The sequence below is a fragment of the Sandaracinobacteroides hominis genome, assembly GCF_016464365.1.
GTDB lineage: Bacteria > Pseudomonadota > Alphaproteobacteria > Sphingomonadales > Sphingomonadaceae > Sandaracinobacteroides > Sandaracinobacteroides hominis.
Window position 1 is genome coordinate 89,918 of record NZ_JADCUC010000003.1, and the last position, 26,729, is coordinate 116,646.

Sequence of the window (26,729 nt, forward strand, 5' to 3'; positions counted from 1 at the left end):
TGGCCGGATGACTCCGTTCTCCGGCTGCCAGCGCTTCCCCTCCAAGACCCTCACCCTCTACCAGAAGCGCGGCTTTCTGGATGCGGACACCTGCGACGCCCTCGTCGCCCGCATAGACAGCAACCGCCGCCCCTCCACCATCTCCGACGCCAACGGCGACCCTTTCAACCGCACCAGCGAGACCTGCGACCTGTTCCCCGGCGATCCGCTCGTCGACAAGGTGGACGCTCTGCTGGCCGAGATGAGCGGGCAGCCGGTGAACCACGGCGAAGTCCTGCAAGGCCAGCGCTATGCGCCGGGGCAGGAGTTCAAACTGCACACCGACTATTTCGAGCAAACCGGCCCCGACTGGCACGCCAACACCGCCATCGGCGGCCAGCGCACATGGACGCTGATGGTCTATCTGAACCGGCCGGAGGAGGGCGGCGCAACCCGTTTCAAGCGCATCGACAAGATCATCCAGCCCGAAACCGGAAAGCTGGTCGCCTGGCACAACCTCGATGCGGCAGGCCGGCCGAACTATGAAACCCTGCACGCCGGAATGAAGGTGCATCGCGGCACGAAATACATCATTACCAAATGGTATCGCGAGCGGGAGATGCGCTGAGCCATGGTAATTGCCTTCATCCTTGTCCTGCTGCTGGTGATCTGGCTGGCCTTCAAGTTTGGCGGCGTTCGCAAGGTGGAAAAGCGCAGCGACAAGACAGAACGCCATGGTCATGCTTCGGAGACGGGCGGCTCTGGCGACCGAAGCGAAAGCCATGACAGCTTCAAGGGCGGCGGCGGTGCGTTCGGGGGCGGCGGCGCCAGCGGTAGCTGGGGCGCCAATGGTAGAGACGGCGGCAGCGACGGCGGAAGCGATGGCGGCGGAGACTGACGCAATCGACAGGCGAAATCCTATCGCCTGACAGATTAGGCCGGAAGCGGGAGGAACAGCCTCATGAACTTCGACCTGTCAGACGACGCCAAGACACTGAAAGAAGCAGCCCGCAAGTTTCTGGACGCCCGCGCCGGGCCCCCGGCTGCGCGCAAAGTGATGGATGCAGCCGCCACCCACGACGCCGCCCTTTGGGCCGAAGTCGTAGAACAGGGCTGGCCAGCCGCCCGCGTGCCGGAAGAGCATGGCGGCCTCGGCCTCGGCGCCGATGAAGCCTGCGTGCTGGCCGAGGAAATCGGCCGCAGCCTCGCCCCGGTGCCGCTGATGTCCACGCTCGCCGCCATCGAGGCGATCCTGCTTGCCGGCAGCGACTCGCAAAAGGCCGAATGGCTGCCGAAACTGGCGTCGGGTGAAGCAGTCGGCTGCCTCGCCTGGGCTGAGGGCAGCAACAGCCCCACCCAGATGCCCTCCGCCAAGTTGGCCAGCGGCAAGCTCTCGGGCACCAAAAACCCGGTCATCGATGGCCTCGTCGCCACCGTCGCGATCGTCACCGTCGCCACGGCTGACGGCCCGGCCATGGCCATCGCCTCGCTGGACGGCGCCACCCGCGAAAAGCAGGACACGCTCGACCTCGTCCGCCCATCGGCGAAGGTCGGCTTCGACGGCGTCGCCGCCGAAGCGCTCGGCACCGCTGCAGACTGGGTGAAGCTTACCGAACGCCTCGCCGTGCTCTCGGCATGGGAAGCGCTCGGCACCGCCGACGCCGCGCGCGAAATGACGCTCGCCTATGCGAAGGAGCGGGTCGCCTTCGGCCAGCGCATCGGCCGCTATCAGGGCGTGAAGCACAAGCTCGCCGACATGTATATCAAGGCCGAACTCGCCCGCGCCCACGCCCTGCACGGCTGCTGGGCCTGGAGCGCGGACGCCCCCGAACTGGCGCAGGCGGCATCAGCCGCCCGCGTCGCCAGCCTCGACGCGTTGAAATACACCGCCGAGGAATCGGTGCAGCTGCACGGCGGCATCGGCTTCACCTGGGAACAGGATTGCCAGTTCTACTATCGCCGCAACCGCCTGCTCGCCGTCTCCATCGGCAGCAAGGCGCACTGGTCAGATCGCCTCGTCCGGGCGCTCGAAAACCGCAACCGCGCAGCCGCCTGAGGGAGAGGGAAGATGGATTTCAACGACGCTCCGCAGGAAGCCGAATTCCGCGCCACAGTGAAGGCGTGGCTCGCCGAAGCCGCCGCCGAATATCAACAGCCACCGGAAAAGCCCTGGGGGCTTGAGGACTTCGTGGCCCGCTCCAAGGCGTGGCAGCTGAAGAAGTTCGAAAACGGCTATGTCGGCATCACCTGGCCCAAGGCGATCGGCGGGCAGGGGCTCACCCCCATGCACCAGATCATCTTCAACCAGGAGGAAGGCCGCACCTTCGTGCCGTCGGGGCTCTATTCGATCGGCCTCGGCATGTGCATTCCCACCGTCTTCACCCACGGTTCGCCGGAAATCGCCGCCCGCTATGTGCCCAAGGCACTGCGCGGTGAGGAAGTCTGGTGCCAGCTCTTCTCCGAGCCGGTGGCCGGCTCCGATCTCGCCTCGATCCGCACCAGGGCGGTGAAGGACGGCGACGAATGGGTCATCAACGGCCAGAAGGTCTGGACCAGCTTCGCCCACAAGAGTGACTTCGGCATCGTCGTCACCCGCACCGATTTCGACGCGCCCAAGCACAAGGGCCTCACCATGTTCATCGTGGACATGAAGGCGCCCGGCGTCGAAGTCCGTCCCATCCGCCAGATGTCGGGGAGCAGCGACTTCAACGAAGTCTTCTTCACCGATGTCCGCGTGAAGGACACGCACCGCCTGGGCGCCGTCGGCGACGGCTGGAAGGTCAGCCTCACCACGCTGATGCACGAGCGCCTGGCCGTCGGCGGCAAGCCGCGCGGCGCGCCGGGCTATCAGGCGCTGATCAACGTGGCGAGCGGCATCGACACAGACACCGGCCCCGCCATCCAGCGCGCCGATGTCAGGAACCGCATCGCCGACACCTATATCGCCGACGAAGGCATCAAGCTCACGCAGATGCGGGCGCTTTCCGCCCTCTCGCGCGGGCAGGTTCCGGGGCCTGAGCAGTCCATCTCCAAGGTAGTCGTCGCCAAGACGCTGCAGGACGTCTCCAGCTTTGCCCTCGATCTCGCCGAAATGTCCGGCCTCGCAGTGGAGGCCGGCTCCGATCTCGAAAAACTGCAGGGCAGCTACATGTGGTCGGCGGGCCTCCGTATCGCCGGCGGCACCGACGAGATCCTGCGCAACATCATCGCCGAGCGCGTGCTGGGCCTCCCCGGAGACCTTCGCCCCGACAAGGACACCCCTTTCAGCCAGCTGAAGCCGCTGTAACGCGGCAGAGGAAAAGCCTGCGTTTCCCTAATGGTTAACGCAGGCTTCGCCCCGCACCGTTGCGGGGCGCCCCCTTTGCATTTCCGCTCTAGAAGCTGAATCCGACCGTCGCGCCGAACGTCCGCGGACGCGCTGCACCCGCCAACATCTGGGTGATATTCTGTCCGCCCAGATCGGTCGGCACCGCCGTCGGATAGGCCCCGGCGCTGATCAGGGCCAGTTCGTTCGTCAGGTTCCGGGCATAGGCCGAAACGGTGACCCCGCCGAAGCGAACGCCGGCCCGCAGGTCCACATTCATGTAGCCCGGCAAGATGATCGGCCCGCCAAAGGCAGCGCGATAGGCCGCGTTGAAGCCGCCGGGTTGCTCACTCACGATCTGCACATTGCCGCCTACCCAGGCCGCCGCATCGTCGCCGATCGACCATTCATAGTCGGCCGCTAGGCTGGTATTCAGCTTCGGCGCATAGGGGAGCTGGTCGCCGTCATAGCCGCCGGTCAGGTTGGTCCCGCCACCGCTCGGCACGGTGTCGTCCAGCAGTTTCGCGTCGTTGTAGGCGAAGTTCAGCGTCATGGTCAGACCGGCGATGGGCCGGGCGATGGCCGTCAGTTCCACACCGACGCTGCTCGCATCCTGCCCGTTGGTGTTCACCCCGACTGGCCCTGCCGGCGTATCCACCAGCCCCAGGATCAGGATGTCGCTCCAGTCGAGATAATAGACCGAGGCATCCAGGCTGAAGGTCCGCTCCGGCGTTTCCGCCCGCAGGCCGACTTCATAGCTGATGAGCGTATCCGCCGAAAATTCGCTGGGATATCCGGCCGGCGGGTTCGGCGGGATGAAGTTCGGCCCACCCGGGCGATAGCCCTTGGCAACACGCGCATAGACAACAGTGCGATCGTTGATTTCAAAGCGTGGCGACACCGACCAGGTGAAGACGCCTTCGGACGAAGAACCATCCTGCGGCGTTCCGGCACCCAGCTGTATCACCTCCTGAGTGGAACTCTGCGAGTTATGGCTGTAGCGCCCGCCCGCGGTGATATCGAAGCGATCGCCCAGATGCAGCGTCGCCGAACCGAAGGCCGCGACTTCCTCATATTTGGCGTCGATGGCTGCAGTCACGAAGTGCGGATAGGTGGTGCCTGCAAAGGTGAACTCGGTCGGCAGCAGTTGCTCGGTCGCCAGAGAGAAGGGCAGGTATTCCTGCGCCAGCCCGGTGTCCTCATGCGTGTAATAACCGCCGACAACCCATTCGAACTTGTCGTTGTTTGGTGAGGCCAGCCGCACCTCCTGCGTGAATTTCTTCACGTCGATGTTGTTCTGATAGGCGACCCCGATCGTCCCCGGCGCCGCCGGCGCATAGAAGAAGTTGGCCGTCGGGCGGATCGAGTTGGTGCTGATGTCGCTCAGCTGCTTCTGGATCTGCGTGCTGTAGCTGGTAATCGAGGTGAGATCGGCAAAGCCCACCGCCCAATCGATCGTCCCCGAATACATCCGGTAGTCGACTGTATTGCTTTCGGCAATCCGCTCATAGCGCGTCAGGTTGGATGTGTTGGCCCCGGTAATCGGGTCTGTTGGATGCATCGTCAGCGGATTGACGGTAAAGTTCGAAGGCGAACCGACATCGATATTCTGCGCCAGCGCAAACAGCCGAACCGAGAAATTATCGGACGGCGCAAACAGCAGCGAAGCGCGGCCGCCATAGATCTGCGCGTCGTTCACATTCTTCGCGTTGCGTCCCGCGGCATCGATATAGCCCGCCGTATCGCGATAGAAACCACTTGCACGGAACGCCAGCGTCTCGCCCAGCGGCACGTTAGCCATGGCGTTGGCATACCAGCTGGTGCCGCCGCCCTTGGTCGTTTCAACGCCGGCCTGCCCGCGCGCAATCAGCTTGTCGGTGCTGGGCTTTGCGGTGATGAAGCGCAACACGCCACCAAGCGCATTGGAACCATAGAGCGTGCCCTGCGGCCCCCGCAGAACCTCGATGCGCTCGATGTCGAAGGTATCGAAGTCTCCGGCCAGAATGCCGCCGTTGGAAAGACTGCCGCTCGCGCCGAACGGGCTGTCATCGACATAGATCGCAACCGTGGAACCGACGGAGCCGGTATTCACGCCGCGCAGGATAACCCGCGATTCACCCGGCGTATCCTGCGTCAGCCCCATGCCGGGCACCATCTTCACATAGTCGAGGAAGCTGGTTGCCTGCTGCTGTTCCAGCGTTGCCCCGCTCAGGATGGCAACGGATTGCGGCACCTCGAACAGCGTCTGCTCGCGCCGCTGAGCGGTCACGAGGATTTCTTCCATCCCGGTTTCAGTATCCACGGCATCTGCCGCCAATGCCGGTGCGGCCGCCAGCACGATCGCTGCCATGCCGGCGCCCTGCAACCAATGACCCATCGCCATTCTGAAATTCCCTTCTCTCGCAGGGCCGCCTTGTGGCGTGTTCCCGCAGACTGTCCCTGAGACGGCCCCAACCGTCATGAAAATGCATAAGATCATTCCAATCCGAGAATTTCAATCCCGAACAGGACAGTTTTTCAGTTCAGCGTCTCCGGAAAGCCACGATGTGGCCGCGCGCAGGGCCCGGCGTTCAGGCCGCCACTTCTCCATGCAGGCTCATCAGCGAATCCATCAGCCCGTCTTCGGCGCTCGAACAGACGCCCAGCACCAGCGCCTCCTCAAAGCCTTCGGCCACCAGATAGGCATGGCCCATCGTCGAATCGATATAGATCGCCTCGCCGGGGTTCAGGGTCACCGGATCATAGTGCGTCGTATGCACCACGATCCGCCCCTCCAGCACATAGACCAGCTCTTCGCCGGGATGCGTGACCAGATCGCCGAACTCCTCGGTGCTGCGGGCGCGGATGCGGGTCAGGATCGGGATCATCCGCTTCCGGCGCAGGTCCGTGCAGAGATAATGATAGTCGTAGTTGTCCGTTTCGACGCGCAGCGCCCGCTCCATCGTTCCGATGCTGCGGCGTGCCGTCACCTGCGGCACTTCGACATCCGGGCCTTCTGCGAACAGCTCGGACATCCGCATCCCCAGCCGCCGCGACAGCTGTTGCAGCTTGTCATAGGACAGCGTCAGCCGATCGTGCTCGATCTTGGACAGCGTAGAGACCGGGATGCCGGTCTTCGCGCTCATTTCCTTCAGCGTCCACCCCTGGCGGCTGCGAAGGCCCCTCAGCACCGTCCCGAGTGTCGAATGCGTATCGTTCATCGAGTTCCAGAGCCCCACAAACCTGTTTGACAATTTTCCAATTAGAACCATGATGCTCCGATTGGGACGAAGCTTGCCTTAACGATAAGCGCTCCATCCAGCTCGTGCAAGCAGCGCAAGGAAGCCTGCAGCCATGGCGCGGAAGGACGCTCACGGGCAGGAGCATAAAGGGAATCTGCATGCGGCGAATCATACGAGATCTGGCAGTCGGGCTGCTCGCCCTTACCGGCACGTTCTCTGGCGCAATGGCGCAGGGCCCGGCCCCCGCCCCGGTCGCCGCGACGCCCGCGAAAACCGCCGCAATCCTACCGGCAGCTCCCGTCGGCTCAGTCCCGCTGACCAAGGCCGACGCGGACGCCTGGCTCGATGGGCTGATGCCCTATGCCCTCGCCCGCGCAGATATCGCTGGCGCCGTCGTCGTCATCGTGAAGGACGGCCAGATTCTCACGCAACGCGGTTTCGGCTTCTCCGATGTCGCCAAGCGCACGCCAGTCTCACCGCAAACCACCCTTTTCCGGCCTGGCTCCGTCTCGAAGCTTTTCACCTGGACGGCGGTCATGCAGCTGGTCGAACAGGGCAAGGTTGATCTGGATGCCGACGTCAACAAATACATCGACTTCAAGATTCCGGACTATCAGGGCAAGCCCGTCACCCTGCGACAGATCATGACGCACACGTCGGGCTTCGATGAAAGCGCGCGCTATCTGATCAGCCCGAACCCGAACGATCACCTGCCGCTGGGCGAAGTGCTGAAACGCAGCCTGCCGGTCCGCGTCTATGCGCCGGGATCGACACCTTCCTACTCCAACTATGCCACCGCGCTCGCCGGCTATGTCGTGGAGCGTGTCTCGGGCCAGCCGTTCGACGATTATCTCGACGCCCATATCTTCAAGCCGCTGGACATGCAGCACGCGACCTTCCGCCAGCCGCTGCCGCCGGCTCTCGCGCCGCTGATGTCCAAGGGCTACAAGACCGCCGGCACCGATGCCAAACCGTTCGAATTCGTCCTCCCGGCCCCGGCCGGCAGCCTGTCGGCCAGCGGCGAAGACATGGGCAAGTTCATGCTCGCCCACCTCGCCAATGGTGCCGGCCTGCTGAAGCCCGAAACTGCGGCCATGATGCACGACTACCGCGCCCCCGGCGTCGGTCCGCTCAACACCATGGCGCTGGGCTTCTACGAGCAGCACGCCAATGGTCACCGCGCCATCGGACATGGCGGCGACACCCAGTGGTTCCACTCGCTGCTGATGCTCTTTCCCGACAGCAACACCGGCTTCTTCCTGTCGATCAACAGCCTCGGCGACCCCGGCGCCGCCGGATCGCTGCGCAACGCGTTGTTCCACCAGTTCGCCAACCGCTATCTCGCCCCGGTTCCGCTGGAACCGGCGCAGAAGCTCGACGAAAAGACCAGGCGCGAACATGGTGCGCTGCTGGCCGGCAACTACGCCAACAGCCGCGGCGGCGTCGCCAGCTTCATGGCTGCCACCGGTCTGCTGGGCCAGACCAAGATCAGCGTCGACGACAAGGGTCAGGTTACCTCCGCCTCGTTCAACGGCTTCGGCCGCGAGCCGGTGAAGTGGGTCGAAGTCGCCCCGTTCGTCTGGCGCGATCCGCTCACCGGCGAACGCCTGGCTGCCAAGGTGGAAAATGGCCGTGTCGTCCGCGCCAGCATCGATCAGATCTCGCCGTTCATGGTGCTCAATCCGGTGCACTGGACGGTCGATGCCAAATGGCTGGTGCCCGCCATCAGCGCCGCACTCGGCCTTGTCGCGCTCACCGCGCTCGCCTGGCCGGCAGGCGCCATCGCCCGTCGCCGCCACGGCGTCGCCTTCCCGCTTACCGGAAGAGATCGCCGGGTATTCCGCATCACCCATGCGCTCGCATGGCTGGCGCTCGCCATCTTCGCCGGCTGGGCAACGCTCATCACCCTGATGTTCGCCGACCTCGCCAATCTCGGCGGCAAGCTGGATTGGCTGCTCTACACGCTGCAGATCCTCACGCCGGTGGTTCTCGTCGCCTTCCTCGGCTTCGCGATCTGGAACCTGCTGCTGATCTGGCGCCGCAACTCGGGCTGGGGCTCAAGGCTGTGGGGCGTGCTGGTGGTGCTGTCCGCCATAATCTTCCTGTGGTTTGCCTGGTTCGGCAAGCTGATCGGCTTTGGAACGGTATATTGATGACCCACCTCACCCTATCCGCGCGTATCGAGCTGTTTCCCTACAAGAAGCCGTTCCGCATCTCCGGCCACGTCTTTACCGAGACAGCGGTCGTGCTTGTCGAACTCTCCGACGGACAATCGACCGGACGCGGAGAGTCGGCGGGCGTCTATTATCTGAACGACGATGCTGCCGCGATCATGGCGGCGATCGAAAGCGTCCGCCCCGCCATAGAGGCAGGCGCCACCCGTCAGGACCTGCAGGCGCTGCTGCCCCCCGGCGGCGCCCGCAACGCCCTCGATTGCGCCTATTGGGATCTGGAGGCCGCCCAATCCGGTCGCCCGGCCTGGCAGCTGGCTGGCCTCCAAAGCCCGCGCCAGCTTCCCACCACCATCACGCTGGGCGCTGACGCGCCAGAGGTGATGGCAGCAGCAGCGGCCACGCTGGACACCCACCATATCAAGCTGAAACTCACCGGAGAGGCCGAGCTCGACGCTGCCCGCGTAGCCGCAGTCCGCGCCGTCCGCCCGGATGCCTGGATCGGGGTCGACGCGAATCAGGGCTACAAGGCAGACGCCCTTCCCGCGCTGTTCGACATGCTGCTTACCCACAGCATCGCCCTCCTCGAGCAGCCCCTCGCCCGCGGTGCCGAAGCCGACATGGACGAGGTTGATCGCCCGATCCCGGTCGCCGCAGACGAAAGCGTTCTGTCGCTCGCCGAAATGGATCGCCTGCCCGGCCGCTTCGACGTGCTCAACATCAAGCTGGACAAGTGCGGCGGCCTTACCGAAGCGCTCGCCATGGCCGGGCGCGCCCGCGAAATGGGCCTCGACGTGATGGTCGGCAACATGATGGGCTCCAGCCTCGCCATGGCGCCCTCCTTCCTCCTCGGCCAGCTCTGCGACGTGGTCGATCTCGACGGTCCCACCTTCCTCGCAACCGATCGCACGCCAGCCGTCACCTACACCGACGGCAAGATCGATTGCCCGGCAGAGCTTTGGGGTGGAGCAGCCTGACTCCCCTGACCTGAACACGAAAAAGGGCCACACCATGACTCTCTCGCGCCGGAACATGCTGGGAAGCGGCGCCTCGCTGCTTGCCTTCCCGATGATCGCCAAAAGCCGGATCGCCCTGGCGGCAGGCGGCCCCGCCTTCTCGAAGCGCGCGATCGACGTGGTGAAGGAATCGCTCGTCATCGACATGCTGGCGCCGCTCAAGATCAGCCTCACCGCAGACGCCTACACCCGCCGCCTGACCGACGCCGAAAAGGCCGAGTTTCGCGGCAGCGGTATCACCGGATTCCACAGCGCCTGGGGCCTGGGCGGCCCCGACGCCTTCACCGATGCGCTGGAAAATCTGGCCGCCTGGCAGGGCTTCGTCGGCCGCAACAGCGACGTCTTTACGCTCGTCGGCGAAGTCGAGGACCTCGATCGCGCCAAGGCCCGCGGCCTCTGCGCCGTCATCATGGGCATCCAGAACGCCGAGCATTTCCGCACGGTCGAGGATGTCGCCCGCTTCCATCGCCTCGGCCTGCGCTGTTCGCAGCTCACCTACAACAGCCAGAACATGATCGGTTCCGGAAGCACGGACCGTGTCGACGGCGGCGTCAGCGACTTCGGGGTCTCCATCATCGCCGAAATGGAAAAGGTCGGCATGCTGGTCGACATCTCCCACTGCGGCGACCAGACCAAGCTGGACGGGATCCAGCTCGCCAAGGGCCCGATCGCGATCACGCACAGCAATTGCCGGGCGCTGGTCGATCACCCCCGCACCACCACCGACGAAGCGATCAAGGCGCTCGCCGCAAAGGGTGGGGTGATGGGTATCACCGGCGTCCGCATGTTCATCAAGAAGACCGATCCCACCACCATCGTCGATCTCGTCGATCACATCGATCATGTCCGCAAGCTCACCAGCATCGAGCATGTCGGCATCGGCTCGGACGCCGATCTCAACGGCTATGACGACATGAAGCCCGAAGAATATGCGATCCTGAAATCCTCCTACAAGGCGAGCTACGGCTTCCGCGAGAAGATCGATACAGACGGCTTCGATCATCCGAAAAAGACCTTCACGCTGGCCGAGGAACTGATCCGCCGCGGCTATTCCAACGCCGACATCAAGGCCGTGCTCGGTGGCAATTTCCGCCGCCTGCTCGCCCAGACATGGACGCCCCGCCCGGAAGCAAAAAGCTCGTGACGCGCAGCATCCCCCGCCCCTACCTCCTCTTCCTGGGGGACACGCAAAACCCCAGCTACGCCAAGACGGCCTTTGGCCTCCGCGACTGGGCAGCCGACGACTGCCTTGGCGAAATCGCGCTGCCAACGGCGAGCGTCACCACCGGCCTGCCGCGTCTCTCCCCTGCAGACGCCCGCAAAGCCGGCGCCCGTTCCCTCGTCATCGGCGTCGCCAACGAAGGCGGCGTCATCCCGCCCGCCTGGGTGCCGCTCCTCGTCGAAGCGCTCGACGCCGGCCTTGATCTCGTCAGCGGCATGCACGTCCGCCTGGGCTCCATCCCCGAGCTCGCCGACGCCGCAGCGCGCAACGGCCGCCAGCTGATCGACGTGCGCGTACCCCCCGCCGGGCTTCCCACCGGCAACGGCCGCAAGCGCACCGGCAATCGCCTCCTGACCGTTGGCACCGACTGTGCACTGGGCAAGAAATACACCGCCCTGGCCATCGCCCGCGCCTTCAAGGCACGCGGCGTGGACGCCGACTTCCGCGCCACCGGGCAGACCGGAATCCTGATCGCCGGCGGCGGCATGCCGATGGACGCCGTCGTCGCCGATTTCGAAGCCGGCGCCGCCGAGCAGCTCAGCCCCGATGCGGCGCCCGATCATTGGGACATCATCGAGGGTCAGGGCTCGCTCTTCCACCCGGCCTATGCCGCCGTTTCGCTGGGCCTGCTGCACGGGAGCCAACCTGACCTGTTCATCGTCTGCCACGATCCGGACCGCAGCGAGGTGATGGGCATCGCCGGCCTGCCGCTTCCCACCATAGAGGAGGTGATCGAACTGACGGTGCTGCTCGGCAAGCGCACCAACCCCGCCATCCGCTGTGCCGGGGTCAGCCTCAACACCTCGGCGCTTTCCGAAGCAGCCGCCGAAGCCGTCCTTGCCGCCACCTCCGCGCGTCTCGGATTGCCGGCGGCGGACCCGGTCCGCGGCGGCCCCGCCTTCGACGCCCTCGTCGACGCCTGCCTCGCATGAGCGCCGCCACTTCCAGCTGGTTCCAGCGCTTCCTGCTGCCCGGCTTCGCGCTGAAGGCGGTCATCATCGGCGGCGGCTACGCGACGGGCCGCGAACTCGCCGAATTCTTCCTGCCGCACGGCCCCTGGGGCGGCCTTGCCGGCATGCTCCTCGCCATGCTCATCTGGAGCGGGATCGCCGCCATCACCTTCGCCTTCGCCCGCCATGTCGGCGCCTACGACTATCGCCATTTCTTCCAGAAGCTGCTCGGCCCCGCCGCCTTCCTGTTCGAAATCGCCTACATCATCTTCGTCGTCCTCATCCTCTCCGTCTTCGGCGCCGCAGCGGGCGCCATCGGCGAGGCGATGTTCGGCTGGCCGATCTGGGTCGGCGGGCTGCTTCTGGGGGCAGGCATCGTCGCCACGGTCGCGTTTGGCACCCACAGCGTCGAGGAAGTCTTCAAATATGTCTCGTGGCTGCTTTACCTCACCTACGCGATCTTCCTTGTCCTCGCCCTCACCAGCTTCGGCCACCGCATCAGCGAAGCCTTCGCCATCGCCCCGCCACCTTCCGGCGACTGGGCGCTCGGCGGCCTTACCTATGCCAGCTACAATATCATTGGCGCGGTGGTGATCCTGCCCGTGCTGCGCCACATGACCAGCCAGCGCGACGCCGTCGTCGCCGGCCTTGTGGCCGGGCCGCTCGCCATGCTCCCCGCCATCCTCTTCTTCCTCGGAATGGCCGCCTTCTATCCGGCCATCGGCAAGGAAGCGCTCCCGTCGGACTTCCTGCTGCGTCAGATAAACGTGCCGCTGTTCCACTGGATGTTCCAGGCGATGATCTTCGCCGCCCTTCTCGAAAGCGGCGCCGGCGCCGTCCATGCCATCAACGAGCGCATCGGCAATGCCGTGAAGCGTCCGTTCGGCCCGATCCCGCGCGCCGTATCCGCCGCGCTGCTGATGGCGCTGTGCCTGTTCGTCGCCGACCGCATCGGCCTCATCGCCCTCATCGCCAGCGGCTACCGCCTGCTCGCCTGGATGTTCCTGGCCGTCTTCGTCGCCCCGCTCCTGACCATCGGCCTCTACACCCTGTGGCGCCGCCCCGCGCCGGAGACAAACGCATGAAACATTTCGCCGCCCTCCTGCTGTTCGCAGCCGCCCCCGCGCTGGCGGCACCCCCTGCCGGCTTTGCAGACCGCGTCGAAAAGCTCCGCACAGAGGCCGGCATCCCCGGCATGTCCGTCGCCATCGTCGAGCAGGGGAAGCCGGTGATGGCGCAGGGCTTCGGCGTCCGCAAACTGGGCACGACAGACAAGGTCGATGCACATACGATCTTCCAGACCGGCTCCACGGGGAAGGCGCTCACCGCCGCCGCGCTCGCCCAGCTGGTGGATCAGGGCAAGATCGGCTGGGACGATCCCGTCATCCAGCATCTCCCCTGGTTCCGCATGTACGACCCCTACGTCACCCGCGAAATCACCGTGCGCGATCTCCTCGTCCACCGCAGCGGCCTCGGCCTCGGCGCCGGCGACCTGATGTTCGTGCCGCGCACCTATCTTTCCCGAAAGGAAAGCGTGAAGCGCATCGCCAACATCAAGCCAGCCACCAGCTTCCGCTCCGGTTACGCCTACGACAACATCCTCTACATGGTCGCCGGCCAGCTGATCGAGGAAGTCACCGGTCAGACCTGGGAAGACTATGTGCAGAAAAACCTGCTGGCCGCAGGCGGCATGAAAGACGGCACCACCAGCAAGGAAGGCCGCCTCGCCAACCCCAACCGTGCCCAGCCGCACGCCCGCATGGGGGCGATCCGCGGCGTCGGCCCGCAGGAACCGCTGCCCGAAGGCGACGAGCTCGGCCGCAACGGTGCGCCCGCCGGCGGCATCGCCATGAGCGCCGACGACTGGACCCGCTGGCTAACCGCGCAACTGGCGAAGGGCGCGCTCCCCGAAGGCGGCCGCCTGTTCAGCGAAGCCCAGTCAAAGGAAATGTGGACCCCGGTCGTCCTCCAGCCGATATCCGCCTTCCCCGGCGACCTCGCCGCGCTCACCCCCAATTTCAAGACCTACGCGCTTGGCTGGGATGTCAGCGACTATCGCGGCGTGAAGATCATCTCCCATGGCGGCGCCGTCCTCGGCTCGCAGACGATCACCGCTCTCATTCCGGGCAAGGACGTCGGCTTCGCCCTGCAGATCAACAGCGAAGACGGCTGGGTGCTGCGCGGACTGATGTTCGAGCTGATCGACCATTATCTCGATCAGCCGGCGGCCGGCTGGCCGGAGAAGTTCCAGACCTTCGTGAAGGCCCGGCAGGCAAATGCCGTGAAGCAGCTCGCCGCGCCGAAGACCAAGCCCGCCAAGGTCGGTCCATCCCTGCCGCTCGGCACCTACGCCGGCACCTACCGCGATGCCTGGTATGGCGATGTCGTGATCGGCCAGACCGCCAAGGGCCTCACCATCGATTTCCGCTCCACGCCCGACATGAAGGGCACGCTGGAGCATTACCAATACGATACGTTCGTCACCCGTTTCACCGACAAGGGCATCGAACCCGCCCTTGTCACCTTCGCGCTGGATGCCGACGGCAAGGTCGATCGCGTTTCGATGCAGGTGGAAAATCCCATCGCCGACTTCAGCTGGGATTATAAGGATCTCGATCTCCGTCCGGTGAAAGACATGGCCAAGTGAAGCACGCAGCCCTGATCGCCCTCCTGCTGGCAACCACAGCGCAGGCGGAAACCCTGCACCAGAAGCTGTTCACGCTGGACACCCACCTCGACACCCCCAGCTTCTTCGACGCCCCCGGCTGGGATTTCGCCGCCAGGCATGATCCGGCAATCGATCTCAGCCAGGTCGATCTGCAGCGCATGCAGGCCGGCAACCTCGATGGCGGTTTCTTCGTCATCTACACCGGGCAAGGCCCGCTCACTCCCGAAGGCTATGCAGCAGCCCTCGCCCACGCCCGCAACCGCAGCGACAGCATCGACCGGGTCATGGCGGCGAACAGCAGGGCGATCGGCCTCGCCACCACGGCAGATGAAGCCTTGGCACTGCACAAGGCCGGCAAGCTCGTCGCCTTCAAAAGCATGGAAAACAGCTACCCGCTGGGCGAAGACCTGTCGTTGCTGGCCGAGTTCAAACGCCGCGGCGTTCGCCTCGCGGGCCCTGTGCACGGCGCCAATAATCAGCTTGCCGACAGCTCCGGAGACAAGCCGAAGTGGAACGGCCTCAGCCCGCTCGGCCGCAAATGGGTCGCCGAGATGAACCGGCTCGGTCTGGTGATCGACCCCAGCCACTCCTCCGACGACACGTTCGACCAGCTGCTCGAACTGTCAAAGACACCGCTGCTCCTCTCGCACTCCGGCTCGCGCGATTTCACCGACCTGCCTCGTAACCTCAGCGACGATCGCATTCGCAAGCTGGCGGCAAAGGGCGGCGCCATCTGCGTCACCAGCGTGTTCCTGGCGCCGATGAACATGACTGCCGAGCGCGCAGCCCTGTTCGAAAAGTTCGAGAACATCGAAACCCTCTCGCAGGCCGACCGCGAGGAAATGGCCCGCCAATGGCGCGCGCTCGACCAGCGGGACCCGATCTGGAAAGCCGATTTCGAGCGCTTCGTACAGGCGACGCTGCACGTGCTGAAGGTCGCCGGGCCTGACCATGTCTGCTTCGGCGCCGACTGGGACGGCGGCGGCGGGATCGCAGGGCTGGCCGACATAACGGCCCTCCCCCACGTCACGGAACGGCTGAAGGCGGCGGGCTACAGCGAGGCCGATCTCGAAAAGATGTGGAGCGGCAACATCCTGCGCATCCTGCGCGCAGCAGAGGTAAAATAGCCGCCGGATACAGTTAATGGGTTGAAAACCATTTTCCGTTTTCACCCCGATTTTCAGGTTCGCGTAATTTCCCGGATCGTCTAGATTGTCCGCAAGTCAATCGGCTCCGGTCGGGAAACAACGCATGAAATCTGCCGCAAAGCAAAAGAAGGCATTTCCCCGCGAAACCCCGGGCGACGCGGTCAATCCCGGCGCCGTCCTCCGCCAGATCCGGCAGGAGAAGGACTGGACGCTGGCGCAGGTCAGCGAACGCGTCGGTCTCCCCGTCTCGACCCTCTCCAAGGTCGAAACCGGCAAGATGTCGCTTACCTACGAGAAGTTGCTGAAGCTGAGCAGCGGCCTGGATATCGATATCGCCCGCCTGTTCATGAAGGGTGCGCCCGAACCTGCCTCGCGCTTCACCGGCCGCCGCAGCATTTCCCGCGCCGGCGAAGGACCGCGCATCCGCACCTCTACCTACGAGTATGTCTATCCAGCCGCCGAACTGCTGAACAAATCTCTGAACCCGATGATCATCGACGTGCAGGTGCGTTCGATCGAGGAATTCGGCGACCTGATGCGCCACCCGGGCGAGGAATATGTCCTGGTCCTCGAAGGCTCGCTCGACTTCCACTGCGACCTGTACGCGCCGGTTCGCCTAGAGGCCGGCGATTCCATCTATTACGATGGCGCGATGGGCCATGGCTATGTCGCCGTCTCGGAAGGCCCCTGCCGCATCCTCTCCGTCTGCTCCGCCCGCGACGAGGAACTGAAGCCGCACCTCAACCCGATCGCGGATTGAACCCCAGGCAAAAGTCCACCAGCCGCTCCAGCGCCGGCCCGCCCCGCAACGGATCGGCCGTCGGCAGCCCGAAACGGTCCTCCGTCCGCGCAATCTCCGCCTCGGCCTCTGCCGCGCCCATGCTGCCGGTGTTCAGGCTGATCCCGCCGCACCGGATCGCCGGATTGGTCAGTCGCCCCGCCTGCAGATAGGTATCGATGGCCGCATCCAGCGCCGGCACCGGAAAGTCCGGCCGGCCCAGGATCGCCGTCCGCCCCGGCTGATGGCACAGCACGATGACATCCGGCTGGCTGCCGTGCAGCAGCCCCAGCGTCACCGCCGCATAGCTCGGATGGAACAGCGAACCCTGCCCCTCCACGATATCCCAATGGTTGGCCGCCGCATCCGGGCTCAGCATTTCCGCCGCCCCCGCCACGAAATCCGAAACCACGGCGTCGATGGGGATGCCACCGCCCGCAATCAGGATGCCGGTCTGTCCGGTCGCGCGGAAATCCGCCGCCACGCCCTTCGCCCGCATCACTCGCGCAATCGATAGCGCGGTATATTTTTTCCCCAGCGCGCAATCCGTGCCCACGGTCAGCAACCGCTTGCCCGTGCGCTTCACGCCCGTTCCCACCGGAATGCCGGCCGGCGGCACCCGCACATCGTGCAGCGTCCGCCCAAAGCGCCTCGCGGTCTCCGCCAGCACCACATTGTCAGACAGCCGCCCATGCATCCCGCTGATGATGTCCAGACCCGCTTCCAGAGCCCCGACCAGGGGCGCAATCCAGCTATCCCCCAACTGGCCGCCCGGATGCGCCACGCCGATCACCACCGCGCGTGCGCCCTTGCCCGCCGCCTCGGCTGCGTTCATGCGCGGGAGGCCGGTCGTCAGCAGCGAGCCGGCAAAATCGAGCTCGCCCAGGCAATTCTCGGGCACCCACTGGTGCAGCCCATAGGCGGTCTTGGCAAAGCCCGGCTCGGCGATATCGCCCATGAACAGCAGATAGGGTGTAGGAAGCGTCGTCATGTCCCCCCTCACGACTTGGTCACTGGCGCGCAGGCGCCCTTCAGCACCATGCCCGGACGGGCACCGGTGATCTTGCCGCCGTCCACCACCAGCTGGCCGTTCACCAGCACATAGTCGATGCCCACCGGCGAAATGGTCGGCTCCGCGAACGACGCACGGTCGTCCAGCTTGTCATAGTCGAAGATGGTGATGTCGGCACGAAGCCCCTCGCGCAGCACGCCGCGATCATCCAGCCCCATGCGCGCCGCCGGCCACGAGGTCATCTTGCGCACGGCATCCTCCAGCGTCAGCACCGGCCGCCGCTTCACATATTCGGCAATCGCCCTGGCCGCGTTGCCATAGGCACGCGGGTGCGGCAGCCCCAGCCCGTCGATCTTGCCATAGACCGGAGCGGCGCCGGCATCGCTGCCGATCGAAACCCACGGCCGCTTCAGCGCCGTCTCGATGTCGCGTTCGTCCATCATGAAATAGAGCGCCACGGCGCGTTTCGGCAGCGCCTCCAGCATGATGTCCCACGCCACATCCGCCGGGTCCCTGTTCAGCTGCTTTGCAATCGCCGCGATCGACTGGAAGCGATACGGTTCCCACTTCGGATTGTGCGGATTGGCCAGCACCACCCTGTCCCAGCCGCCCGCCGAATAGACCATGTTGGTCCAGCCCGGCTGCGGTCCGGCGGCCAGGTCCTTCTTCATCCGCTCGCGCTGCACCGGGTCCTTCAGCAGGGCCACCGCCGCATCGAAGCCATTCTCATACACCCAGGTGGGCGCGGTGATTTCCAGCCCGGTCCCGGCAAAGGGATACATGTACATGTCGGCCGCCACATCGACGCCACGCGCCCGCGCCGCGTCGATCAGCTTTACGGCATCCGGCATCATCTTGCCGAAGTTCGGCGCATAGGCGGCCTTCAGGTGGAAGATTTCCACCTTCACCCCGGCCCGCTCGCCGATCTCGATCGCCTCCCGGATGCCGTCCAGCAATCCGGCACTTTCGTCCCGCATGTGCGTTGCATAGATCGCCCGGCAGGGGGCGGCCGCCTTCACGATCTCCACCAGCTCGTCGGTCGTCTGGAAGCTCCCGGGCGGGTAGATCAGCGCCGTTGCCAGCCCCAGCGTGCCGGCGTTCATCGCCGTGCGCACTTTCTCGCGGATCTTCTCCAGCTCCGCGGGCGTCGGCGGAGTCGCCTTGTCTCCGATCACTTCCTCGCGCGCCTGCGTTGCCGAATAATAGGTGCCGAAGTTGATGCTGATGCCCTTCTTCTCCAGCTCCCTGAAATATGCCGCCACTTCGTCAGCCGGCACCGGGGTCCCGCCCTCTCCGGCGATCACCGTGGTAACACCCTGATACAGCTTGTTTTCCGCCAGGCCATTTTCGCGCAGCACCCGGCCCGACTGGTCCATCATGTCGATCCAGCCCGGCGTCACATAACGCCCGGCCGCATCGATCTCGCGCTTGCCCTTGCCCTCTACCTTGCCGATCCTGGCGATCCGTCCATCGACAATGGCAAGATCGCCCGTCACCCACGGGTTCCCGGCGCCGTCCAGCAATCGACCGTTTCGGATCACCACATCATAGGCAGGGCTTTTCGCCGCCAGAGGTGTCGCCAAAGATGTATGCGCAAGAAAGGCAGCAACAAGCGCCGCGCGCAGGTAAGTCCGCATAAGGCCCCTTCCGGTTTCCCCAGACGAATGATTCGACGCTAGCCTAGCGGGCAATTTTCGCATCCGAAAGACAATTTTCCGTTCAGGAAATATGATCGGAAGCCGATGCAACCTGCGCCCATTGGCCGCTAACGCGGCAAACAATCTGCGCCAGAAATTTCAATATCCTGTTGATAAGTATCATTTAAACCAAATCTCCCTCAACCCCGACGGGCCCGTAAAACCGGCCAGGAAGCTGCGTGCAATCGGCAATTATCACTTTCGGAAACAGAAAATTTCTCAGAATCTCTTGACCCATTTCTCCAAACCGAGAATGTTGCAAGGAATCGCGACAAAGTTCGCGAACGCCGACGGGAGGCTCCGCAGATAACGAAGGGGATATGCGATGCACACGGCATTTCAGTTTCAGCCGCGACGCAGCCGGGTTTCGGCACTTCTGGCCACCACGCTTCTGACCACCTTTGCCGCCCCCGCGCTGGCACAGGTGACGGCGACAGCTGCCGAGCAGACCGGATATGACGACATCATCGTCACCGGCTCGCAAATCGCCCGCTCCGGCTTCGATACGCCCACCCCGGTCACCGTCATTGGCGTGGCCGATTTCGAACGCGTCGCCGCGCCCAACATCGCCGACGCGCTGAACCAGCTCCCGGCGCTGAAGGCCAGCGCAACGCCCTCTTCCAGTACCAACCTGTCGAAGATCGCCGGCGCCAACTATATGGACTTGCGCGGTCTCACCTACCTGCGCACCCTCACCCTCGTCGATGGCAAGCGCTATATCCCGGCCTCCCCCGAAGGCGTCATCAACGTCAACACCATCCCGCAGGCGGCGATCAGCTCGGTCGAAGTCGTCACCGGCGGCGCCTCGGCCGTCTATGGCTCCGATGCCGTCGCCGGCGTCGTCAACTTCAAGCTCGACGACAAGCTGCAGGGCCTGCGCGGGAATGCCCAGTTCGGCATCAGCGACTATGGAGACCGCGAGAATTACCTCGCCTCCGTCGCCGCAGGCACCAAATTCGGCGGCGGCCGCGGCCATGTCCTCGTCGGCGCGGAATATGCCAAGTCCAAGGGCGTTCCCCGCGTCGGCAGCCGGCCCTGGGGCGACTAGACCGTCATCAACAACCCCGCCTACACCAGCACCAACAACGAGCCCATGTATATCCTGGTGCCGGATGCCCGCGTTTCCAACGCCGCCTATGGTGGCGTCATCAACAGCGCAGTCGGCCCCAACGGCACGGCGCTTTTGCGCGGCATCCAGTTCCTGGGCAACGGCCAGACAGGTCCGTTCGACTATGGAACCCTCACCACGGCCACGTCGCAACAGGGCGGCAGCGGCGTCAACAACACCAACGATCTCGTGCTGGAACAGCCCTATGAACGCTGGGCCGTGCTGGCCAAGGCCGAATACGAGCTCTCCGACTCCTTCACCCTCTATGGTCGCGGCAGCTACGCCGGCTCGAAGATGATCGGCGACAGCATCATCGGCAACGACCAGATCACCATCCGCAGCGAAAATGTCTTCATCCCCACCCCCGTCCGCGCGATCCTCAACGCCAACCCGGGTATCACCAGTTTCGTCATGGGCCGCTCGCTCAACGATTACGCCCGCGGCTATTTCGATCAGGATGTCTGGTCGTGGCAGGCGGTCGGCGGTGTGAAGGGCAATATCATCGGCTCGTGGAACTATGATTTCGCCCTCACCTACGGGAAGAGCCGCAACAAGACGGTCTTCATGGACAGCCGCAACACCCAGGCCTGGCTCCGCGCCGTCGATGCCGTCGACAACCCGGCCACTCCCGGCGTCGTCGATCCGATCTGCCGCTCGACCATCACCAACCCCGGCAATGGCTGCATCCCGCTCAACCTGTTCGGGGTCATCCAGCCGGGCGAGCAGGCGGCCGCGATCGCCAGCATCCTGGGGCCGTCCGTCCGCGACTGGCATCAGACGCAAACCACCCTCGATTTCCTCGTTCGCGGGGATGTGATCAACCTGCCCGCAGGCGCCGTGGCTTTCGCGGGCGGCATCCATTGGCGCAAGTTCATCAGCGAAACGACGTCCGATCCGATCTCCGCCTCGCGGCCGAACGGCTCCACCGTCTATCGCGTGGGCAACACCATTCCGTTCCGCGGCACGCAGGATGTGGTGGAGGCCTTCGGCGAAGTTCTGATCCCGGTCCTCGCCGACCTGCCCTTCGCCAAGCAGCTCGACCTCAGCCTCGCCGGCCGCATCACCGACTACAAGACATCCGGGCAGGTCGAGACCTGGAAGGTCGGCGTCAACTACGCCGTCACCGATGCCCTGCGCCTGCGCGCCACCCGCTCGCGTGACATCCGCGCGCCAAACATTCAAGAGATGTTCGCCGCCGGGCAGACGCTGATCTATGGTATCAACGACGCTGCCCGCAACGAAAGCTACACCGTCTCCGCCACCCAGGGCGGCAACCCCTATCTGAAGCCGGAAAAGGCCGACACCTTCACGGCAGGCATGGTGCTTTCGCCGATCTCGCAGCTGCGCTTCTCGGTCGACTATTACAACATCGAGATCGAAGGCGCGATCGCCGCCCTCACCGCCCAGCAGATCGCCACGCTCTGCTTCAACGGCGATCAGGCCATCTGCCAGCTGATCACCCGCGAACCCGTCACCGACGGCATCAGCCCGGGCAGGATCACCGGCATGCGCCTTGCACCGGCCAACTTCCAGAGCATCAAGACGAAGGGCGTCGACTTCGAGGCCGCCTACAACTTCCCGCTCTGGAACGGCACCTTCGATATCCGTGTGCTCGCCACCTATGTGAAGCAGCTGGATCTCATCGGCATAGCCGGCTCCACCACCAAGCTCGCCGGCAACATGGCGCAGCCGCTGATCGACGGCGTAAACGGCACACCGCACTGGCGTGGCCAGGCCGTGCTCGGCTACTCCACCGACGCCTTCCGCGCCAACGTAACCGGCCGCTACGTCGGCGGCGGCGTCGTCACGCGCGACTTCATCGCCAGCAAGCCCGACGTGCCGATCACCGATCCGATCAACGCCAAGAACCGGCTCTACATCGATCTCTCGGGCGAAGTCGGCCTGTTCAGCGTCGGCGCAGAGGGCAAGGTCTCGCTCTACGGCGCGATCCAGAACCTCTTCAACACCGATCCGCCGGTCACCGGCTACGACGGCTATGGCGCACCCCGCCAACTGTTCGACCTGATCGGCCGCCAGTACAACATCGGCGTCCGCGTCACGCTCTAGGCATCGAAGCCACGGCCAGAAGAGGAGTTGCAATGTTCCGAATGAAGACGCTGGCCGTGGCTGGCCTGCTCGCAACCGCGGCGATCATCGCCCCGCCGCTGACGGTCGCCGCCCATGCCCAGGCCGGCACCCCCGCCGGACAGGCCGCGCTTGCCGCCCAGTTCGCCAGGCTCGCGCAGCAGACAGACGGCAGCGTCGGCGTCGCCGTGCAAAAGGTCGGCTCGAAGGAGATGATCACCCTCAACAAGGGTGTCACCTACCCTATGGCCAGCACCTTCAAGATCGCGGTGGCCGGCCGCATCTTCGAACGCATCGACAAGGGCGAGCTCAAACTCGACCAGATGATATACGTCGATCCGAAGCTGGTGGTAAATTCCGACGGCATCGCCCGCTTCGCGCCGCATGCGGGTGTGTCGCTGTCGCTGCACAACCTGCTCGAACTGATGTTGACCCGGAGCGACAACACGGCAACCGACGTGCTTACGGCACTCGCCGGGGGCCCGGCGGTGGTGACGGACTGGGTCAAGCGGCAAGGCGTCTCCGGACAGCGCATCGACGCAGACACCGCCCACCTCATTTACCGCGCGCTCGACATCACGCCGGGCCCCGGCACCTTCGCCGAGAACATCCAGGCCGCCTTCAAGGCCGACCCGAGCAAACAGGAACGCGACCAGAAGCGCCTGCCCAACAAGCCCTTCAACGACGACCCGCGAGACGCTTCCACACCCGAAGCCATGGTCCAGCTCCTCCTTGCCATCGAAAGCGGCAAGGCGCTCAGCCCGGCCAGCACCAGGGAACTGCTGGCGATCATGGAGCGCTGCATCACCGGCGAGAAGCGCCTGAAAGGACTTCTGCCCGCCAACACCGTCGTCGCCCACAAGACCGGCACATTGATGAGCATCGCCAACGATGTCGGCCTGATGACCATGCCAGATGGCAGCAAGGTCGCCATCGCCGTCTTCGTGAAGGGCGACACCAAGGGCGTCGAGACGCAGGAGCGCGTCATCGCCGAAATGGCCCGCACCGCCTATAATTACTACGTCCTCGGCGGCCGCTGATGCGCGCGATCTGGGCGGCGCTGCTGCTGGCGGGCGCGGCTCCGCAGGCTCTTGCCCAACCCGCTACGACGCCAACCATCGCCCCTGTCGCGCTGGCGCAGGCCACGGCCGCTATCGAGGCGGCCGCCCAGGCTGAACTGGCCGACAAGCAGATCCCGTCCATCGCCATCGCCCTCATCGACAGGAACGGCACCATCTGTAGCAAGGCCTGGGGCAAGGCCGACACGGCCGGCAAGCTCGCCGCCACCCCGCAAACACTCTACCGCGCCGGCTCCATCAGCAAGCTCTTCACCGACATCGCGGTCATGCGCCTGGTCGAGCAGGGCAGGGTCGACCTCGACGCTCCCGTCACCACCTATCTCCCCGAATTTCGCCCCATCAACCCGTTCGGCGTTCCGATCACCCTGCGCCAGTTGATGACTCATCGCAGCGGCCTCGTCCGCGAACCGCCGCGCGGCCACTATTTCGATTATGCAGCGATGGGCCAGCCTGACGCCGTCGCCAGTCTCAACGAAACCACCCTTGTCGCGAAACCCGGCAGCGTCACCAAATACTCCAACGCCGGCATCGCCGTGGTCGGCGAAGTCGTCGCCCGAGTCACCGGCCTGCCCTACGAACAGGCCGTCTCCAGACTTGTCCTGGAACCGCTGGCGATGGGTGCCAGCGGCTTCAGCCTCGCCGCCCTCAAATCCCCGGTCGCCAGCTCGCAGATGGCCTCCTTCGACGGCGGCCGCTGGGAGGCCCCGCCGCTGGAGCTCGGCACGCCCGCCGCCGGCAGCCTCTACACCAGCGCCACCGACCTCGCCCGCTTTGCCCAGGCCATGCTGAACGGCGGCAAGCCCCTGCTCACCCCCGCCAGCGTCAGCGAAATGTGGCGCGAGCAATATACGCCCGCAGGCGGCCGCCGCTTCGGCCTTGGCTTCGCGCTTGGCGAACTGGACGGCAAGCGCACGGTCGGCCACGGCGGCGCCGTCTATGGCCACGTCGCCGACCTCCGCCTCCTGCCCGAAGCAGGCCTCGCGACGGTGGTGCTCGCAACCGTCGATTCCAGTCCGGTAGCCGGCCGCCTCGGCAGCTTCGCACTCCGCACCCTGCAGGCCGCCCGACAGGGAAAACCGCTCCCGATCTGGCAACGCACCACCGCCATAACCGGCGACGAGGCCGTGCGCCTCTCCGGTCGCTATGTCGACGGTGCGGACAGCGTCAACCTCCGCATCTTCGACGGCGGCCTCGTCCTGGACGCCCCCGAACGCGCAGCGGAAGTGCGCAAGCTCGGCGCCAATTTTGTCCTCGATGACGTCCAGCTTTTCGACGACAAACTGGCCTTTGCCGCCAACACGGTCACGCTCGGCAACCGCACCTACCGGCGCGCCGAATGGCCCCGGCCGAAACCGCCCGAACCGGAACTTGCCGCACTGATCGGTGAATATGGCTGGGATTACAACGTGCTGCGCATCTACGAGCGCGACGGCAAGCCGTATGTCCGCATCGAATGGACCGATTGGCTACCGCTAACGCGCCTCGCCGCAGACCAGTATGCCTTCCCCGCGGATCGCGGCCTTTATCCGCTGGAATCCCTGAAGTTCGAGCGCGACTCCAACGGCAAGGTGACGGCGGCCATGCTAGGCGCCATCCGCTTCCGGCGTCGTGATTTCGGCGCCGACGCGGAGGCGATGATCCGCGCGGCGATGAACACCGGCATCGACAGCCTGCGCGCCAACGCGCAGAAGGCCACGCCGCCCGTCGAACCGCCAAAGCCCACAAACCTCACCCCGCTCGCCAGCATCGATCCGACCCTCCGTTTCGATATCCGTTATGCCACGACCAACAATTTCATGGGCAAGCAGATCTACGAACAGCCCGGCGCCTTCCTGCAGCTATCCGCAGCCCAGGCCGTGGGCCGCATCCACCGGAAGCTGCAGCAGCAGGGCTTTGGCCTGCTTATCCACGACGCCTATCGCCCCTGGTATGTCACGAAGATGTTCTGGGACGCGACGCCCGAAGCAAACCGCATGTTCGTCGCCGACCCGTCGAAAGGCTCCCGCCACAACCGCGGTGCGGCCGTCGACCTGACCTTGTTCGATCTCGCAACGGGCAAACCCATCGTCACCACCGGCCGCTACGACGAATTTTCCAGCCGTTCCTACTCCAACTATGTCGGCGGCTCCGACGAACAACGCTGGCTGCGCGAGGTGTTGCGCAACGCGATGGAAGGCGATGGCTTTACCGTCTATCCGCAGGAATGGTGGCACTTCGACCAGATCGGCTGGGAACGCTACCCGATCGGCAATGCCCGCTTCAGCGAGATCACCCCAAAAGCGCCCTGACCCGCGCCTTCAGGTCCGCCTCTGGCCGTGCACCATAATGCTCGATCACTTCGGCGGCCGCGATGGTTCCCATCACTGCGCAGGATTTCAGGTCACGCCCCTGGGTGAAGCCCGAAAGGAACCCGGCCGCAAACAGATCGCCAGCCCCGGTCGTATCCAGCACGCGCACGGCGGGCGTGATCGGCACTTCCGAGCGGCCCGAGCCGTTCACCACCACGGCACCCTTTTCGCTCCGTGTCACCACGGCCAACGGCACGATCGCCGCAAGTCCGGCCACCGCGGTCTCGAAATCGTCGGTCTGGAACAGGCTTTTCGCTTCGTTCTCATTGGCGAAGGCGATGTCCACCAGCCCCGCCTGCATCATCTCGATGAACTCGGCGCGATGCCCTTCCACGCAAAACACATCCGACAGCGTCAGCGCCACCTTGCGGCCGTGCGCGTGGGCAATTGCCTTCGCCTTGCGGATGGCGCGGATCGGCGCCGGCGGATCCCACAGATAGCCCTCGAAATAGGTCACCTGCGCGGCCTTCACCATTGCCTCGTCGACGTCGCCCTCGTCCACTTCCTGGCAAGAGCCGAGATAGGTGCTCATCGTCCGCTGTGCGTCGGGCGAAACCACGATCAGGCACTGCCCGGTAGGCGGGCCGTCGGTTGCCGCCGGGGTGCGATAATCCACGCCCGACGCGCGGATGTCATGCGCAAAAACCTTGCCCAGCTGGTCGTCGGAAACCCGCCCGATGAACGCAGCACGCCCGCCCAGCGCCGCGATTCCCGCCGTCGTATTCGCGGCAGACCCGCCCGAAATCTCCCGCCCCGGCCCCATCTTCGCATACAGCGCGGCCGCCTCATCGGCGGAGATCAGCCGCATGGAGCCCTTTGGAATCCGGTTGGCTTCCAGAAACTGGTCGGGGTGCGAAACGATGACGTCAACAATGGCATTGCCGATGGCGAGAACGTCGAAACTGTCAGCCAAGTGGGGCTCCTAGTGCGCTAAGGCGTGCGG

Annotated in this window: 21 protein-coding genes; 16 read left to right on the forward strand and 5 right to left on the reverse strand. The window is 65.0% G+C overall.

The window, feature by feature from the left end:
* Positions 1–7 precede the first annotated feature (7 nt).
* The 4 genes from IM784_RS07720 to IM784_RS07735 all read left to right on the forward strand — a co-directional run bounded on the left by IM784_RS07720 (position 8) and on the right by IM784_RS07735 (position 3,265).
* On the forward strand, positions 8–607 hold the full coding sequence (locus IM784_RS07720) for a prolyl hydroxylase family protein (protein WP_199554744.1): 600 nt from the start codon (positions 8–10) through the stop codon (positions 605–607).
* A gap of 3 nt (positions 608–610) precedes the next feature.
* Positions 611–877 (forward strand): hypothetical protein, encoded by a 267-nt coding sequence (locus tag IM784_RS07725; protein WP_199554745.1) that lies wholly within the window; start codon positions 611–613, stop codon positions 875–877.
* Between the two features lie 63 nt (positions 878–940).
* On the forward strand, positions 941–2,035 hold the full coding sequence (locus IM784_RS07730; RefSeq protein WP_199554746.1) for an acyl-CoA dehydrogenase family protein: 1,095 nt from the start codon (positions 941–943) through the stop codon (positions 2,033–2,035).
* 12 nt (positions 2,036–2,047) lie between these two features.
* Complete coding sequence (locus tag IM784_RS07735) at positions 2,048–3,265, forward strand: acyl-CoA dehydrogenase family protein (RefSeq protein WP_199554747.1); 1,218 nt, start codon at positions 2,048–2,050, stop codon at positions 3,263–3,265.
* A gap of 88 nt (positions 3,266–3,353) precedes the next feature.
* Here IM784_RS07735 and IM784_RS07740 read toward each other — a convergent pair whose 3' ends face one another.
* Complete coding sequence (locus IM784_RS07740; RefSeq protein ID WP_199554748.1) at positions 3,354–5,666, reverse strand: TonB-dependent receptor; 2,313 nt, start codon at positions 5,664–5,666, stop codon at positions 3,354–3,356.
* 187 nt (positions 5,667–5,853) lie between these two features.
* The gene (locus tag IM784_RS07745) at positions 5,854–6,483 is read right to left on the reverse strand and encodes a helix-turn-helix domain-containing protein (protein ID WP_235976678.1); all 630 of its coding nucleotides are present in this window, start codon (positions 6,481–6,483) and stop codon (positions 5,854–5,856) included.
* A gap of 179 nt (positions 6,484–6,662) precedes the next feature.
* Between IM784_RS07745 and IM784_RS07750 the strand changes: the two genes are divergently transcribed.
* From IM784_RS07750 to IM784_RS07785, 8 genes are all read left to right on the forward strand, one after another.
* Positions 6,663–8,657: a serine hydrolase domain-containing protein gene (locus IM784_RS07750; RefSeq protein WP_235976681.1), complete on the forward strand. Its 1,995-nt coding sequence runs from the start codon at positions 6,663–6,665 to the stop codon at positions 8,655–8,657.
* Positions 8,657–9,652, forward strand: coding sequence for a dipeptide epimerase (locus IM784_RS07755; RefSeq protein WP_199554750.1), 996 nt, complete (start codon positions 8,657–8,659; stop codon positions 9,650–9,652). Before IM784_RS07750 ends, IM784_RS07755 begins: the two co-directional genes overlap by 1 nt.
* Before the next feature lie 34 nt (positions 9,653–9,686).
* Positions 9,687–10,835, forward strand: a complete 1,149-nt coding sequence (locus IM784_RS07760) for a dipeptidase (protein ID WP_199554751.1) — start codon at positions 9,687–9,689, stop codon at positions 10,833–10,835.
* On the forward strand, positions 10,802–11,845 hold the full coding sequence (locus IM784_RS07765) for a DUF1611 domain-containing protein (RefSeq protein WP_199554752.1): 1,044 nt from the start codon (positions 10,802–10,804) through the stop codon (positions 11,843–11,845). The genes IM784_RS07760 and IM784_RS07765 overlap by 34 nt, the downstream gene beginning before the upstream one ends.
* Positions 11,842–12,948 (forward strand): YkvI family membrane protein, encoded by a 1,107-nt coding sequence (locus tag IM784_RS07770; protein WP_199554753.1) that lies wholly within the window; start codon positions 11,842–11,844, stop codon positions 12,946–12,948. Before IM784_RS07765 ends, IM784_RS07770 begins: the two co-directional genes overlap by 4 nt.
* Entirely contained in the window at positions 12,945–14,510 is a 1,566-nt protein-coding gene (locus tag IM784_RS07775) for a serine hydrolase (RefSeq protein WP_199554754.1), read from the forward strand. The genes IM784_RS07770 and IM784_RS07775 overlap by 4 nt, the downstream gene beginning before the upstream one ends.
* On the forward strand, positions 14,507–15,658 hold the full coding sequence (locus IM784_RS07780; protein WP_199554755.1) for a dipeptidase: 1,152 nt from the start codon (positions 14,507–14,509) through the stop codon (positions 15,656–15,658). Before IM784_RS07775 ends, IM784_RS07780 begins: the two co-directional genes overlap by 4 nt.
* A 124-nt stretch (positions 15,659–15,782) precedes the next feature.
* Entirely contained in the window at positions 15,783–16,439 is a 657-nt protein-coding gene (locus IM784_RS07785) for a helix-turn-helix domain-containing protein (RefSeq protein WP_199554756.1), read from the forward strand.
* Here the strand turns inward: IM784_RS07785 and IM784_RS07790 are convergent.
* Both IM784_RS07790 and IM784_RS07795 read right to left on the reverse strand, forming a co-directional pair.
* On the reverse strand, positions 16,420–17,448 hold the full coding sequence (locus tag IM784_RS07790; protein WP_199554757.1) for a DUF1611 domain-containing protein: 1,029 nt from the start codon (positions 17,446–17,448) through the stop codon (positions 16,420–16,422). The genes IM784_RS07785 and IM784_RS07790 overlap by 20 nt on opposite strands.
* A gap of 8 nt (positions 17,449–17,456) precedes the next feature.
* Positions 17,457–19,052 carry an N-acyl-D-amino-acid deacylase family protein gene (locus tag IM784_RS07795; protein ID WP_199554758.1) on the reverse strand — a complete coding sequence of 532 codons (1,596 nt, stop codon included), beginning with the start codon at positions 19,050–19,052 and terminating at the stop codon, positions 17,457–17,459.
* Positions 19,053–19,491: 439 nt separating this feature from the next.
* On the opposite strand from IM784_RS07795, the gene IM784_RS07800 reads away from it, so the two are divergent.
* From IM784_RS07800 to IM784_RS07815, 4 genes are read left to right on the forward strand one after another with little or no spacing between them, the layout of a single operon-like run.
* Positions 19,492–20,214: a TonB-dependent receptor plug domain-containing protein gene (locus tag IM784_RS07800; RefSeq protein ID WP_199554759.1), complete on the forward strand. Its 723-nt coding sequence runs from the start codon at positions 19,492–19,494 to the stop codon at positions 20,212–20,214.
* Between the two features lie 45 nt (positions 20,215–20,259).
* Positions 20,260–22,341, forward strand: a complete 2,082-nt coding sequence (locus tag IM784_RS07805) for a TonB-dependent receptor (RefSeq protein ID WP_199554760.1) — start codon at positions 20,260–20,262, stop codon at positions 22,339–22,341.
* A gap of 32 nt (positions 22,342–22,373) precedes the next feature.
* On the forward strand, positions 22,374–23,399 hold the full coding sequence (gene bla, locus IM784_RS07810; RefSeq protein ID WP_199554761.1) for a class A beta-lactamase: 1,026 nt from the start codon (positions 22,374–22,376) through the stop codon (positions 23,397–23,399).
* Positions 23,399–25,726: a serine hydrolase gene (locus tag IM784_RS07815; RefSeq protein ID WP_199554762.1), complete on the forward strand. Its 2,328-nt coding sequence runs from the start codon at positions 23,399–23,401 to the stop codon at positions 25,724–25,726. Before bla ends, IM784_RS07815 begins: the two co-directional genes overlap by 1 nt.
* Here the strand turns inward: IM784_RS07815 and IM784_RS07820 are convergent.
* Positions 25,707–26,699 carry an adenosine kinase gene (locus IM784_RS07820; RefSeq protein ID WP_199554763.1) on the reverse strand — a complete coding sequence of 331 codons (993 nt, stop codon included), beginning with the start codon at positions 26,697–26,699 and terminating at the stop codon, positions 25,707–25,709. The two genes, IM784_RS07815 and IM784_RS07820, sit on opposite strands and share 20 nt — an antisense overlap.
* Positions 26,700–26,729: the final 30 nt, after the last annotated feature.

Coding starts and splice junctions, on each gene's coding strand:
- IM784_RS07755 (WP_199554750.1), top strand. CDS start 8,657: ATGACCCACCTCACCCTATCCGCGCGTATCGAGCTGTTTCCCTACAAG.
- IM784_RS07760 (WP_199554751.1), top strand. CDS start 9,687: ATGACTCTCTCGCGCCGGAACATGCTGGGAAGCGGCGCCTCGCTGCTT.
- IM784_RS07750 (WP_235976681.1), top strand. CDS start 6,663: ATGCGGCGAATCATACGAGATCTGGCAGTCGGGCTGCTCGCCCTTACC.
- IM784_RS07730 (WP_199554746.1), top strand. CDS start 941: ATGAACTTCGACCTGTCAGACGACGCCAAGACACTGAAAGAAGCAGCC.
- IM784_RS07740 (WP_199554748.1), bottom strand. CDS start 5,666: ATGGCGATGGGTCATTGGTTGCAGGGCGCCGGCATGGCAGCGATCGTG.
- IM784_RS07765 (WP_199554752.1), top strand. CDS start 10,802: ATGGACGCCCCGCCCGGAAGCAAAAAGCTCGTGACGCGCAGCATCCCC.
- IM784_RS07770 (WP_199554753.1), top strand. CDS start 11,842: ATGAGCGCCGCCACTTCCAGCTGGTTCCAGCGCTTCCTGCTGCCCGGC.
- IM784_RS07735 (WP_199554747.1), top strand. CDS start 2,048: ATGGATTTCAACGACGCTCCGCAGGAAGCCGAATTCCGCGCCACAGTG.
- IM784_RS07725 (WP_199554745.1), top strand. CDS start 611: ATGGTAATTGCCTTCATCCTTGTCCTGCTGCTGGTGATCTGGCTGGCC.
- IM784_RS07745 (WP_235976678.1), bottom strand. CDS start 6,483: ATGAACGATACGCATTCGACACTCGGGACGGTGCTGAGGGGCCTTCGC.
- IM784_RS07775 (WP_199554754.1), top strand. CDS start 12,945: ATGAAACATTTCGCCGCCCTCCTGCTGTTCGCAGCCGCCCCCGCGCTG.
- IM784_RS07800 (WP_199554759.1), top strand. CDS start 19,492: ATGCACACGGCATTTCAGTTTCAGCCGCGACGCAGCCGGGTTTCGGCA.
- IM784_RS07790 (WP_199554757.1), bottom strand. CDS start 17,448: ATGACGACGCTTCCTACACCCTATCTGCTGTTCATGGGCGATATCGCC.
- bla (WP_199554761.1), top strand. CDS start 22,374: ATGTTCCGAATGAAGACGCTGGCCGTGGCTGGCCTGCTCGCAACCGCG.
- IM784_RS07805 (WP_199554760.1), top strand. CDS start 20,260: ATGTATATCCTGGTGCCGGATGCCCGCGTTTCCAACGCCGCCTATGGT.
- IM784_RS07785 (WP_199554756.1), top strand. CDS start 15,783: ATGAAATCTGCCGCAAAGCAAAAGAAGGCATTTCCCCGCGAAACCCCG.
- IM784_RS07720 (WP_199554744.1), top strand. CDS start 8: ATGACTCCGTTCTCCGGCTGCCAGCGCTTCCCCTCCAAGACCCTCACC.
- IM784_RS07815 (WP_199554762.1), top strand. CDS start 23,399: ATGCGCGCGATCTGGGCGGCGCTGCTGCTGGCGGGCGCGGCTCCGCAG.